Origin of the sequence: Aeromicrobium flavum (assembly GCF_007992115.1) — a bacterium.
Lineage (GTDB): Bacteria > Actinomycetota > Actinomycetes > Propionibacteriales > Nocardioidaceae > Aeromicrobium > Aeromicrobium flavum.
This window is the reverse complement of record NZ_BJZQ01000013.1, coordinates 79,655-92,032: the sequence shown is the minus strand read 5'-3', so window position 1 is coordinate 92,032 and position 12,378 is coordinate 79,655. Positions and strand designations below refer to the sequence as shown.

Below are 12,378 nucleotides of genomic sequence, written 5' to 3'. Positions count from 1 at the left end.
GCGGAGCGCACCCCGAGGGGAGCGTTCCGCGAGCCGTTTCTCGTACGGGACGTCGGGTGGGACTCAGACCGTCAGGCGGTCGCTCTCGTCGCGGTACTCGACGGCGATCTCCCGCAGCCGCGTCTCGTGCTGACGCGCGTGGTGGCCGCAGAACAGCAGGTCGGTACCAGCGGACAGCTCGACGCGGACGAAGGCCTGCGCACCGCAGCGATCGCAACGATCAGCGGTGGTGAGGGCGGGGAACTCAGCAGTGGCGTTCACGGTGTCCTCGTTTCGTCGGTGGTCGAACATCTTCATGAATACTCTCTCATCGCGCCAAATGCGCACGGACACGCGGTGGGCGCGTGTCACGTCCGGACCGGTGGGTCCGGCTCGATACGGTAACGGGTGGGGCACCTGAACCAGGAGGAACCGGACATTTCGACTTACGACGCACGCAATCTGCTCGTCCTCGAGGGACTCGAAGCGGTGCGCAAGCGGCCCGGCATGTACATCGGCTCGACCGACACCCGCGGACTCATGCACTGCCTGTGGGAGATCATCGACAACTCCGTCGACGAGGCCCTGGGCGGGCACGGCTCGCACATTGCGGTCGTGCTCCACGCCGACGGCTCCGTCGAGGTCCGTGACGACGGTCGTGGCGTCCCGGTCGACATCGAGCCCAAGACGGGCCTGACCGGCGTCGAGGTCGTCTACACCAAGCTGCACGCGGGCGGGAAGTTCGGCGGCGGCTCCTACAACGCCACCGGCGGCCTGCACGGCGTCGGCGCCTCGGTCGTCAACGCGCTCTCGGCGCGCCTCGACGTCGAGGTCGACAAGGGCGGCGCCACCTGGGCGATGTCCTTCCGGCGCGGGGTGCCCGGCGTGTTCGCCGGCGACGGCGCCGACGCCGACTTCACGCCCGACAACACGCTGCGCAAGGTCGGCAAGGTCGCCAAGTCCCGCACCGGCACGCGCGTGCGCTACTGGGCCGACCCCCAGATCTTCATCAAGGGCGCCAAGTTCGCCTACGAGGACCTCGTCGGTCGCGCGCGCCAGACCTCGTTCCTCGTGCCCGGCCTGCGCATCGTCATCCGCGACGAGCGCGGCGACGAGGTGCTGGAGGAGGAGTTCTTCCACGAGGGCGGCATCTCGGAGTTCTGCGAGTTCCTCGCCTCGGACACGGCCGTCAACGAGGTCCTGCGCATCCAGGGCGAGGACACGTTCGTCGAGACGGTGCCCGTGCTGGACTCCAAGGGCCACATGACGCCGCAGGACGTCGAGCGCACGCTGGGCGTCGACGTCGCGCTGCGCTGGGGCACCGACTACGACACCGTCGTGAAGTCCTTCGTCAACATCATCGCCACGCCCAAGGGCGGCACGCACGTCTCCGGCTTCGAGCGTGGCGTCACCAAGACGTTCAACGAGGTCCTGCGCAACTCGCGGATGCTGAAGAACGGCGACCCCGACGTCATCAAGGACGACGTCCTCGAGGGCCTCACCGCGGTCGTCACGGTCAACCTCGCCGAGCCGCAGTTCGAGGGCCAGACGAAGGAGGTGCTGGGCACGCCCGCCGTCACCAGGATCGTCAACAAGATCGTGGCGCGCGAGCTCAAGGCGTTCCTCACGACCACCAAGACGGCCCAGAAGGCCAAGGCGAAGCTGGTGATGGAGAAGGTCGTCGGGGCGTCCCGCACGCGCCTGGCGGCCCGTCAGCACCGCGACACGCAGCGGCGCAAGAACGCCCTCGAGTCCAGCGCCCTGCCCGCCAAGCTGGCCGACTGCCGCAGCAACGACGTCGACCGCTCCGAGCTGTTCATCGTGGAGGGCGACTCGGCGCTCGGCACCGCGAAGTCGGCGCGCGACGCCGAGTTCCAGGCGCTGCTGCCGATCCGCGGCAAGATCCTCAACGTCCAGAAGGCCAGCATCGGCGACATGCTGAAGAACGCCGAGTGCTCGTCGATCATCCAGGTCGTCGGCGCGGGCTCGGGGCGGACGTTCGACCTCGACGCCGCCCGTTACGGCCGCATCATCTTCATGGCCGACGCCGACTCCGACGGCGCCCACATCCGTTGTCTGCTGGCCACGCTGTTCTTCCGGTACATGCGACCCCTGGTCGAGGCCGGGCGGGTCTACACGGCCGTCCCGCCGCTGCACCGGATCGAGCTGGTCTCGCCCAAGAAGGGGCAGGACAAGTACATCTACACGTACTCCGACCCCGAGCTGCAGCGCACGCTGGCGCAGCTGAAGAAGCGCAACGTCCGCTGGAAGGACGCGCCCCAGCGCTACAAGGGCCTGGGCGAGATGGACGCCGACCAGCTGGCCGAGACCACGATGGACCCGCGCCACCGCACCCTGCGCCGGCTCACCGTCGACGACGCCGAGGCCTCGGCCGACGTCTTCGAGCTGCTCATGGGCAACGAGGTCCCGCCACGCAAGGAGTTCATCATCCAGGGCGCCTACGAGATCGACACCGAGCTCATCGACGCCTGAAGCGCTGGCAGTGACGTTCGCGGGGTCCGCCACGGCGTGTCGACCCCGGGAACGTCACTGCCAGCGTCTCCCTCAGTCGACCGGCTGCATGAGACCGGAGTCGACGTCGTAGATGAAGCCGCCGACCTCGACGGAGGCAGGCACCAGCGGGTGGCTGCGGACGCGGTTGACGTCGGCGCGGACGGTCGACTCCTGGTCCTCGATGACGCCGATGGTCATCCACGACGCGTCGGTGCCGCTCTTGTCGCCGATCTTGGCCTTGACGTCGGCCTCGGTGGACGACGCCATGGCGCAGCGGGTGTGCTCGACGACCAGGACGCGCTCGACCTTCAGCAGCGAGACGCCCAGCACGATGGCGACCAGCACCTGGTCGGTGACGCGGCCGCCGGGGTTGCGCAGGATCTTGGCGTCACCGGGCTTGAGGCCGATCATGGCCAGCGGGTCGATGCGCGAGTCCATGCACGTCACCATGAGGACGCCGGCCTGGGCGATGCCGTCGAAGCCTCCCTCGTGGGTCTGCGCGTAGGTCTTGTTCGCTTCCAGCAGGTCGTCGAAGGTGCTCGTCATGCAGAAAAAGTAGCGCGCCGGCGCAGGGTGAGCAGCGCGAGGGCCGCCGCGATGAACGCCGCGACGGCGGCACCGGTGAAGACGGCCTGCAATTGGGCGATGCCGGCGTCGCGCAGGGCGTCGGTGTAGGCACCGCAGGCGGTCGAGGAGCCCCCGCACAGCTCCTCGACGGACGGAACCTTCGCGGCGGCCGAGTGGAAGGCGCGCAGGCCGACCGTGGTCAGGGCGGAGATGCCGATCAGCATGCCTACCATGCGCGCCACCACCAGCAGCGCGCTGGCCAGGCCGTGGACGTCGGGCGCGGTGTGCTCGAGTAGTGCCGCGTTCACGGGCGCGATCGCGAGGCCGAAGCCGAGGCCGCACGCCGCCAGCACGACGGTGGAGGACACCGACTCCAGCGCCGACGCGTCCCACGTGCCCATGACGAGGAAGCTGGCACCGGAGAGGATCAGCGCCCCCGCCGTGAGCGGGCCCGCCGAGACGTGGCGCAGCAGCCACCCACCGAGGACGGCGCCGACCGGCAGCGCCACGAGGAACCGCACGAGCACCAGGGCGGCCTCGAGCTGGTCGTCCGGGGCGATCGTGAGCCGGGCGAAGAACGGGATGTCGACGAGCGCCGCGATGAGCGCGGCGCCGACGAAGAACGACACGGCGATCGAGCCCCACGCCGGCGTCGCGGTGAGCGAGCCGCGAGGGATGAGCGGGTGGGCGGCCCGACGACCGCGCCAGACGAACGCGGCCAGCGCGACCGCGGCGATCGGCAGCAGGATGACGGCGTCCTCGGCGAGCACGGCCTTCTCGGGCTCGGCGCTGGCGAAGGTGAGGATGACGGCACCGAGGGCGACCGTGAGCGCCGCGGCACCCCACAGGTCGGTCTCACGGGCGATCTCGCCCCAGCTGCGCCAGCCCAGCAGCGGCCGTGCGGCCGTGGCCTGGCGGACGACGAACGCGACGAGGAACGCGTAGCCGACCAACGCCAGCGGCGTGAGCCAGCGGGACTCGCCGACGACCGGCAGGAACGCCAGGCCGCTCGTGACCCCGGTGGTGAGCGACTCCGGCTCGAGCATCACCAGCACGAGACAGGCCGATGCCGCCAACGCCAGCGCCACCCCCCACAGGTCGCCCACCCGGGTGCGCTCGGCGGGACGGTGGCGTAGCAGGGCGGCGGCGATCGCCAGGCCGACGGCGGCGTTGAGCCAGAAGATGTCGTGCCAGGTGCCGAAGGCGAGGATCGCGGCGCCCCAGAGAGGGCCCACGACACTGCCGAGCTCCTGGACCGCGCCGATGATGCCCAGCGGCATGCCGCGGCGCTCGGCCGGCCACGTGTCGGCGATCAGCGCGAGGGTGGGCGGGATGAGTCCGCCACCGCCGATGCCCTGGATCAGCCGGCCCAGGACGATCGTGGGCAGGTCGTACCCGGCCGCGGTGATGACCGAGCCGATCGCGAAGACGACCAGGCAGCCCGTGAGCACGGGCACGCGGCCGCGCAGGTCCGACACCCGGCCGATGAGCGGCAGGACGGCCACGTAGCCCAGCAGGAACCCCGAGATGATCGGCGCGGCCTTCTGCAGGTCGGCGACCGTCAGGCCCGCGGCGGTCATCATGTCCGGCAGGGCCAGGACGACGACGTACGTGTCGGCGGCGGCGAAGCCGATCGCGACGGCCGCGAGCGCCAGCAACCCGCGGGACGCGAGTTCCTTCATCGGCACGGGATCAGGGGGCCGTGATGTCGGCGGGCTCGTCGCGCGGCTGCAGCGTCACCGTGTACGTGACGTCCTCGGTGCCGTAGAACGGACCGGTGATCTTGGCGTCGTGGAGCTCGTCGTCGTCGGTGAGCCGGTAGGTGACGTCGAAGTCCTCGGCCTGGTCGGCCGTGGGGATCAGCGTGGCGATCCGCTCGCCGGGGATGTCGCCCTCGATCTCGGTGAGCACCGTCTCGCCGTCGCGGGACTTGTCGCCCGTCTCGACGTCGGCGGTGGCCCGGAGCAGACCCGCCAGCCCCGAGTCGGCGTCCGTGCCGACCAAATCGGCCGGGTCGGGCGCGCCGAGGCTCGCCGGATCGAGCAGTGACCAGATCGGCGAGAACCCGGTCTTGGCGTAGACCTTGCCGCCGACCGCGATGACCTCGGCGCCGATGGTCGCGCCTCCGGCGACGATCTTGACGTCGCCGTCGAAGGCGGGGGACTGGTCGCCCACGCCCTTGGCGGACAGCAGCCCGCGCGTGCCGTCGGGCAGGGCCTTCGTGGCGATCGAGATGTCAAGGGACTTCGCGGCGGCCAGGGCCTCGGCAGCGGCGTCGAGGCGCTTCGTGGCGTCGCCGGATTCGCCGTCGTCGCCCGTGCAGGCGGTCAGCAGCAGGGTGCTGCTCAGCAGCGTGGCGGTCAGCAGTCGGTTGAACACGTCGGTCAGTCTGACACGTTTCGCGCACCGGGCAGGTCGGACGCGGATGCCGAGACGCCCGCGATCGGCTGGCCCACGGGCGTGCCCGACGCGTCGCGCTTATCGACGACCTCGGGGAGGTCGACGGGGGAGCCGCTGGCGGCGGACGCCACGGGGGTGCCGTCGCCGACCCACGCGAACACGAGCGCGTCCTCGTCGCGCAGCAGGCGCTGGCAGCGCACGCCACCGGTGCCGCGGCCCTTGCCGGGGTAGATCGACAGCGGCGAGACCTTGACCGAGCCGGCCTGGGTGCCGGGCAGGGCCGAGGAGCTGCCCGCGACCGTGACCACGTGCGCGGACTCGATGTCGGCCACCGCGCCGAAGGCCACCACCTGGGCGCCCGCGCCGAGCTTGACGCCTGCGACACCGCCGCCACTGCGCCCCTGCGGGCGCACGACGGACGCCGGGAAGTGCAGCAGCTGGGCCTCGGACGTGACGAACGCCAGCTCCTCGTCGCCGGTGGCCAACGGCACCGCGCCGACGACCCGGTCGCCGTCGTCGAGCCGGAGGAGCTCCCACGAGTCGCGGTTGGTCAGGTGGTCGGGCTTGACCCGCTTGACGATGCCCGCGCGGGTGCCCAGCGCCAGCCCCGGCACGTCCTCGTCGAACGTCATCAGGGTCAGCGGGTCACCGTCGAGGCTGAGCAGCTCGGCCATCGGGACGCCGCCCTGGAGGCGGGGGGAGTCGGCCGTGGGCGGCAGGTTGGGCAGGTCGACGACCTCGAGCTTGTGGACGGTGCCGGCAGACGTGACCACGCCGACCTGGCCGCGCGCGGTGGCGCGGACGACGGCCACCACGGTGTCGTGCTTCGCCCGGCGCCCGTGGGACCCCAGGGGCTCGGCGTCGGACGTGCGGGCGACGAGACCGGTGGAGGACAGCAGCACCCAGCACGGATCGTCGGGCACCTCGATCGACCCGCCGGCCGCAGCGAGGGCCGGGACGCCGGCGGACTCCAGGAGCACCGTGCGACGGGGCGTGCCGAACTGCTGCGCCATCTGCGCGAGCTCGTCGCCCACGACGCCGCGCAGCACCCGCTCGTCGGCGAGGATCGCGTCGAGCTCCTCGATCGTGCGGCGCAGCTCGTCGGCCTCCTTCTCCAGCTCGAGGCGCGAGAACCGGGTGAGGCGGCCCAGCTGCAGGTCGAGGATGTAGTCGGCCTGCAGCTCGGACAGGTCGAAGACCGAGATCAGCCGACCGCGGGCCTCGCCGCGGTTGTCGGACCCGCGGATCAGCTGGATGACCTCGTCGATGTCCAAGATGGCGAGCATCAGGCCGTCGACGAGGTGCAGGCGGTCGGCGGCCTTGCCGCGGCGGTACGTCGTGCGGCGGCGGACGACGTCGATCCGGTGCTCGAGGTAGACCGTGAGCATCTCGCGCAGGCCGAGCGTCCGCGGCTGGCCGTCGACGAGCGCCACGTTGTTGATGCCGAAGGACGACTCCAGCGGCGTCTGCCGGTACAGCTGGGCCAGCAGCGCCTCGGGGACGATGCCGTTCTTGATCTCGATGACCAGGCGCAGGCCGTTCTTGCGGTCGGTGAGGTTCTTCAGGTCGGAGATGCCCTGGATCTTCTTGGCCTGAACGAGCTTCTTGACCGCCTCGATGACCTTCTCGGGACCCACGTTGTAGGGCAGCTCGGTGACGACGATGCCCTTCTTGCGGGGCGTGACGTTCTCGACCCGGGTCGTGGCGCGCATCTTGAACGAGCCGTTGCCGGTGGCGTAGGCGTCGCGGATGCCGTCGAGCCCGACGATCTTGCCGCCGGTGGGCAGGTCGGGGCCGGGGATGAAGCGCATCAGGGCGTCGAGGTCGGCGTCGGGGTGGTCGATCAGGTGCCGCAGCGCCTGGACGACCTCGACGAGGTTGTGCGGGGCGATGTTCGTGGCCATGCCCACCGCGATGCCCGACGCGCCGTTGACCAGCAGGTGGGGGATGGCTGCGGGCAGGACCGTGGGCTCCTGGAGCCGGCCGTCGTAGTTGGGCTTGAAGTCGACCGTTTCCTCGTCGAGCGACGCCGTCATCGCCTCGGCGGAGCGATCCATCCGGATCTCGGTGTAGCGCATCGCGGCAGGCGGGTCGTCGGGCGAGCCGAAGTTGCCGTGGCCGTCGAGCAGGGGCAGCCGCAGCGACCACGGCTGGACGAGGCGCACGAGAGCGTCGTAGATGGCGCTGTCGCCGTGGGGGTGCAGCTTGCCCATGACCTCGCCCACGGGACGGGCGCTCTTGACGTGGGCCCGCTCGGGGCGCAGGCCCATGTCGTCCATCGTGTAGAGGATGCGCCGCTGCACGGGCTTGAGCCCGTCGCGTGCGTCGGGGAGGGCGCGGGCGTAGATCACCGAGTACGCGTACTCGAGGAAGCTGGAGCGCATCTCGTCGCCGACGTCGGTGTCGAGGATGTGCTCCTCGAAGTCCACGGTCTCGGTGTCGGATCCAGTCACGCGGGCCATTCTCCCGCGCCGAGTCACCGCCTCGCGCCCGACCCGCCGCTCGCGGGGTAGGTTTGTGCCCGTGAGTGGCAGCGAACCAGTCGAGACGGCGAGCACGATGCCCCACCCGGTCCCCGCGTGGGAGGCCGATGTCCTGCTCAAGGACGGGCGGGTCGCGCAGATCCGTCCGATCATCCCCGAGGACGCCCCGAAGTTCGTGGCGTTCTACGACCGGGTGTCCGCCGAGTCGAAGTACTTCCGGTTCTTCGCCCCGTACCCGCGGCTGTCCGACCGCGACATCGCCCGCTTCACCACCGTCGACCACCACCAGCGCGTGGCCTTCGTGGTCACCCAGCACGACGAGATCATCGCCGTCGGCCGTTACGACGCGGTCTCCGAGGACGAGGCCGAGGTCGCGTTCCTCGTCGAGGACGCCCACCAGGGCCGCGGCATCGGCCAGCTGCTGCTCGAGCACCTCGCCCAGGCCGGCCGCGAGCGCGGCTACACCGAGTTCACCGCCGAGGTGCTCCCCGAGAACGTCCGGATGCTCCAGGTCTTCCGCGAGATGGGCTACACGATCAGCGGCATGCTCGAGGACGGCGTGCAGCGGCTCACGTTCGAGATCAACCCCACCGACTCCGCCCTGGGCGTCATGCGCTCGCGCGAGCAGCGCGCCGAGGCGGCCTCGATCGCGCGGATCTTCGGCGCCCGCAGCGTCGCCGTCGTCGGCGCCAGCCGCCGGCAGGGCTCGATCGGCCAGGCGATGGTGCGCAACCTCGTCCTGGGCGACTACGGCGGCACCGTCTACGCGGTCAACTCCCAGGCCGAGGCCGTCTCGGGCCTCACGGCCTACCCCACGGTCCGCGACATCCCCGGCGACGTCGAGATCGCGATCGTCGCCGTGCCGGCCGAGTACGTCAACGACGTGGTCCTGGACTGCGCCGCCAAGGGCGTGCACGGACTGGTCGTCATCTCCGCCGGCTTCGCCGAGGAGGGCCCCGAGGGTCGCGCCCGCCAGCAGGAGCTGCTGCACCTGTGCCGCACCCATGGCCTGCGCCTGATCGGCCCGAACTGCCTCGGCATCATCAACACCGCCTCGGACGTCCAGCTGAACGCGTCGCTCTCGGCCACGATGCCGCCGCCGGGCCGGGCCGGCTTCTTCTGCCAGTCCGGCGCCCTGGGCTCGGCGATCCTCGAGACCGTCGCGGCCCGCGGCCTGGGGCTCTCCACCTTCGTCTCGGCCGGCAACCGTGCCGACGTGTCCGGCAACGACCTGCTGCAGTACTGGCAGCAGGACGAGAGCACCGACGTCGTGCTGCTGTACCTGGAGTCCATCGGCAACCCGCGCAAGTTCTCGCGCCTGGCCCGTCGTGTCTCGGAGGTCAAGCCGATCGTCGCGGTGAAGTCGGGCCGGTCGACGCAGGGCGTCCCGGTCGGGCACACGGTGCGGCGCAGCTCGGCCCCCCAGCAGGCGGTCGACGCGATGTTCCGCCAGGCCGGTGTGATCCAGGTCGACAACCTCGACGAGATGTTCGACGTCGCACAGCTGCTGGCGCACCAGCCCCTGCCGCGCGGCAACCGCATCGCGGTCGTCGGCAACTCCGACGCCGTGGGCCTGATCGTCACCGACGCCGCCAAGTCGCAGGGCCTGCAGGTCGCGCCGCCGATCGCCCTGGGCGCCGACGCCGGCGCCGAGGAGTTCGAGATCGCCATCGAGGCCGCCCTGGCGCGCCCCGACGTCGACGCCCTCGTCGCGGTCTACACGCCGCCGATCACCACCGACAGCGACGCCGTCGCCAACGTGCTGGCCGCGATCGGCGAGCAGTCCGACAAGCCGATCGTCTCGACCTTCCTGGCCAGCAAGGGCATCCCGGTGCTGCTGCGCGTCCCCGACCTCGAGGGCGGCTCCGCGGGTCGGGGCTCCGTGCCGTCGTACGCGGCGCCCGAGGCGGCGGTCAAGGCGCTGGCGCGGGCGGTCAACTACGCGGAGTGGGCGGCGCGCGACCACGGCGAGTACCACGTGGCGGCGGAGCACCGCTCCGGCGACGCCAAGGCCCTCATCCGCGACGTGCTGACCATCGCGCCCCGCGGTGCCGTCCTGTCCACCGAGCAGGTGCACTACCTGCTGTCCTGCTACGGCATCGACCTGTGGACCTGGACCAACGTGCACAGTAAGGAGGAGGCGATCGCGGCCGGCGAGCAGCTCGGCTGGGACGTCGTCCTCAAGGCCGGCAGCGAGCACCTGCGTGCCCGTCCCGACCTGGCCCACGTCTGGCGCGGCATCCACGACGCCGGCGACATGGCCATCGCCTGGGACGAGATGACCACGTGGAGCGGCATCCGTGCCGACACCACGTTCTTCGTCCAGCGCTCGGCCCCCGACGGCGTGCAGGTGGCCTTCCGCGCCACGGAGGACCGGCTCTTCGGCCCGCTCGTCTCGTTCGGCATCGCCGGAGCGCCCAGCGAGCTGCTGGAGGACCGCAGCTACGGCATCCCGCCGCTCACCGACGTCGACGCGCGCTCCATGATCAGCAGCATCCGGGCCGCGCCCCTGCTGTTCGGCTACCAGGGCAGCGAGCAGGTGGACGTGGGTGCGCTCGAGGACATCGTGCTGCGCCTCGCGGCCCTCAAGGATGACCTGCCCGAGGTGGTCTCGCTCGACCTCGAGCCGGTGCTGGTCAACCCCGACGGGTACACCGCGCTCAGTGCCCGGGCGAAGGTGATCCCCTCGTCCGACAGCCGCGGCGACTGGTTCGTCCGGCGGCTGAGTCAGCCCGACGCGCCGGCGGATACGCTGGGTCGGTGACCCGAACCAAGGACCGGACGAAGGACCTCTACGCGTCGATCTCGCGCAGCGGGTACTACCCGGAGATCATCTCCGGTGCCCTCGAGGGCGCCCTCGCCGGTGAGCCCGTCGAGTCGTTCGTCGTCCACCACGAGCCCACCTTCGACCGCGAGGAGATCCGCCGGCACATGTCGGTGCTGGTCCTGACGCCGTCGCGGCTGCTGCTCACGCACACCGACGAGCACCCCGGCGACACGCTGCTGCCCAAGCCGTACACGTCGACGTCCGTCGAGGCCGTGCCGGTGAGCCAGGTCTCGGGCGTCGTGGTGACGCGGATGGTGTCGACGCAGACCCAGCAGCTCGAGGAGGCGCTCCTGACGGTCTCGTGGGGCGCGGTGTCGCGCGTCGAGCTCGAGCCGGCCCGGTGCGACGACCCCGAGTGCGAGGCCGACCACGGCTACGGCGGCACGATCTCCGGCGACGACTTCTCCCTGCGGCTCAGCGCCGCGGCCGAGGGCGGCGCCGCCGTCGAGGGCCTGCTGGAGTTCGCCCGCACCCTGAGCGCCGCGACCACCGTCCCCGCCGCCCGATGACCGCACCCCGTGCCGGGATCCACGAGATCATGACGTCGGTCGGCGGTGCCCTCGGCGCCACCGGCTTCACCGACGTCCTCGGCCTGCCCGAGGCCAAGCGCTACGTGGTCATGGTGATCGACGGGCTCGGCCTGGACCTGCTCCGTGAGCACGCCGACATCGCCCCGTTCCTGTCCTCGCTGGTCAACATCGACGGCGTGCTGGCGGGCATCCCGTCCACGACGTCGGTCAGCCTGACGTCGCTCGGCACGGGCCTGCGTCCCGGTCGGCACGGCATGGCGGGCTACACCTGCCGCATCCCGGGCACCTCGCGCTTCCTCAACACGCTGCAGTGGGACGACCGGATCGACCCGCTCGAGTGGCAGCCGCACCCCACCGTGCTCCAGCAGCTGGCGAACGAGCGCCTGGCCGTCACCGTCGTGAACGACGACCGCTTCGAGACCAGCGGCCTCACCCGGGTCAGCCAGCGCGGGGTGCCGTTCGTGGGCGTCCGGCGCCCGTGGGACCGGCTCGCCGCCGTCGTCGAGGCCGTCGAGCGCGCCGATCATGCGTTGGTCTACGCCTACGAGTCGGCCGTCGACCACACCGGCCACGGCCACGGCGTCGACTCCGAGGAATGGCGCAAGGCGCTGGCCGAGGTCGACCGCGACGTCGCCGACCTGCGGGCGGCGCTGCCGTCCGACGTCGTGCTGCTGTTGACCGCCGACCACGGCATGGTCGACGTGCCCATGGACGATCGGTTCGACCTCGTCGATCATCCCGATCTGCGCGACGACGTCGTGCTGGTGGCCGGCGAGGCCCGCTTCCGCCACGTCCACACGCGCTCCGGGGCGGAGGAGACCGTGGCGGCCCGCTGGCGCGACGCCCTCGGCGACCGCGCCGAGGTGCGCCTGCGCGACGACGCCGAGGAGTGGTTCGGTCCGATCGACCCCTCCGTGCGGGGCCGCTTCGGCGACGTCGTGGTCGCGGCGCTCGACGACTTCGCGGTCTTCGCCTCGGACGCGTTCTCGATCGAGCTGCTGCTGCGCGGTTTCCACGGATCGATCACAGGCCGGGAGCGTCGCATCCCGGTGCTCGTGGCGGGCTGAGGCAGGAGGAC

The 12,378-nt window shown here is 71.3% G+C and carries 9 protein-coding genes; 4 read left to right on the top strand and 5 right to left on the bottom strand.

Features of this window, described 5'->3' with window-relative positions; all coding sequences use genetic code 11:
• Positions 1–63: 63 nt before the first annotated feature.
• The gene (locus tag AFL01nite_RS12015; protein WP_146827931.1) at positions 64–291 is read right to left on the bottom strand and encodes a DUF7455 domain-containing protein; all 228 of its coding nucleotides are present in this window, start codon (positions 289–291) and stop codon (positions 64–66) included.
• A gap of 96 nt (positions 292–387) precedes the next feature.
• Here AFL01nite_RS12015 and AFL01nite_RS12010 point away from each other — a divergent pair, with 96 nt between their 5' ends.
• Positions 388–2,472: a DNA gyrase/topoisomerase IV subunit B gene (locus tag AFL01nite_RS12010; protein ID WP_146827924.1), complete on the top strand. Its 2,085-nt coding sequence runs from the start codon at positions 388–390 to the stop codon at positions 2,470–2,472.
• A gap of 72 nt (positions 2,473–2,544) precedes the next feature.
• Here AFL01nite_RS12010 and AFL01nite_RS12005 read toward each other — a convergent pair whose 3' ends face one another.
• Genes AFL01nite_RS12005 through AFL01nite_RS11990 form a run of 4 tightly spaced genes read right to left on the bottom strand, consistent with a single transcriptional unit; the run spans position 2,545 to position 7,922 of the window.
• Positions 2,545–3,039: a beta-class carbonic anhydrase gene (locus tag AFL01nite_RS12005; RefSeq protein ID WP_146827923.1), complete on the bottom strand. Its 495-nt coding sequence runs from the start codon at positions 3,037–3,039 to the stop codon at positions 2,545–2,547.
• A complete protein-coding gene (locus AFL01nite_RS12000) occupies positions 3,036–4,742 on the bottom strand; it encodes an MFS transporter (protein ID WP_146827922.1) in 1,707 nt (568 codons plus the stop codon). The genes AFL01nite_RS12005 and AFL01nite_RS12000 overlap by 4 nt, the downstream gene beginning before the upstream one ends.
• 10 nt (positions 4,743–4,752) lie before the next feature.
• Positions 4,753–5,439 carry an LppX_LprAFG lipoprotein gene (locus AFL01nite_RS11995; RefSeq protein ID WP_186813934.1) on the bottom strand — a complete coding sequence of 229 codons (687 nt, stop codon included), beginning with the start codon at positions 5,437–5,439 and terminating at the stop codon, positions 4,753–4,755.
• A gap of 5 nt (positions 5,440–5,444) precedes the next feature.
• Positions 5,445–7,922 (bottom strand): DNA gyrase/topoisomerase IV subunit A, encoded by a 2,478-nt coding sequence (locus tag AFL01nite_RS11990; RefSeq protein ID WP_146827920.1) that lies wholly within the window; start codon positions 7,920–7,922, stop codon positions 5,445–5,447.
• A gap of 97 nt (positions 7,923–8,019) precedes the next feature.
• Here AFL01nite_RS11990 and AFL01nite_RS11985 point away from each other — a divergent pair, with 97 nt between their 5' ends.
• From AFL01nite_RS11985 to AFL01nite_RS11975, 3 genes are read left to right on the top strand one after another with little or no spacing between them, the layout of a single operon-like run.
• Positions 8,020–10,707, top strand: a complete 2,688-nt coding sequence (locus tag AFL01nite_RS11985; protein ID WP_146827919.1) for a bifunctional acetate--CoA ligase family protein/GNAT family N-acetyltransferase — start codon at positions 8,020–8,022, stop codon at positions 10,705–10,707.
• Positions 10,704–11,279 (top strand): DUF5998 family protein, encoded by a 576-nt coding sequence (locus AFL01nite_RS11980; protein ID WP_146827918.1) that lies wholly within the window; start codon positions 10,704–10,706, stop codon positions 11,277–11,279. The genes AFL01nite_RS11985 and AFL01nite_RS11980 overlap by 4 nt, the downstream gene beginning before the upstream one ends.
• A complete protein-coding gene (locus tag AFL01nite_RS11975) occupies positions 11,276–12,367 on the top strand; it encodes an alkaline phosphatase family protein (protein WP_146827917.1) in 1,092 nt (363 codons plus the stop codon). Before AFL01nite_RS11980 ends, AFL01nite_RS11975 begins: the two co-directional genes overlap by 4 nt.
• The last annotated feature ends 11 nt before the right edge of the window (positions 12,368–12,378 follow it).

Bases quoted from the DNA above. Each gene is read 5' to 3' on its own strand.
- AFL01nite_RS12015 (WP_146827931.1), bottom strand. From the start codon at position 291: ATGTTCGACCACCGACGAAACGAGGACACCGTGAACGCCACTGCTGAG.
- AFL01nite_RS12005 (WP_146827923.1), bottom strand. From the start codon at position 3,039: ATGACGAGCACCTTCGACGACCTGCTGGAAGCGAACAAGACCTACGCG.
- AFL01nite_RS12000 (WP_146827922.1), bottom strand. From the start codon at position 4,742: ATGAAGGAACTCGCGTCCCGCGGGTTGCTGGCGCTCGCGGCCGTCGCG.
- AFL01nite_RS11990 (WP_146827920.1), bottom strand. From the start codon at position 7,922: ATGGCCCGCGTGACTGGATCCGACACCGAGACCGTGGACTTCGAGGAG.
- AFL01nite_RS11985 (WP_146827919.1), top strand. From the start codon at position 8,020: ATGCCCCACCCGGTCCCCGCGTGGGAGGCCGATGTCCTGCTCAAGGAC.
- AFL01nite_RS11975 (WP_146827917.1), top strand. From the start codon at position 11,276: ATGACCGCACCCCGTGCCGGGATCCACGAGATCATGACGTCGGTCGGC.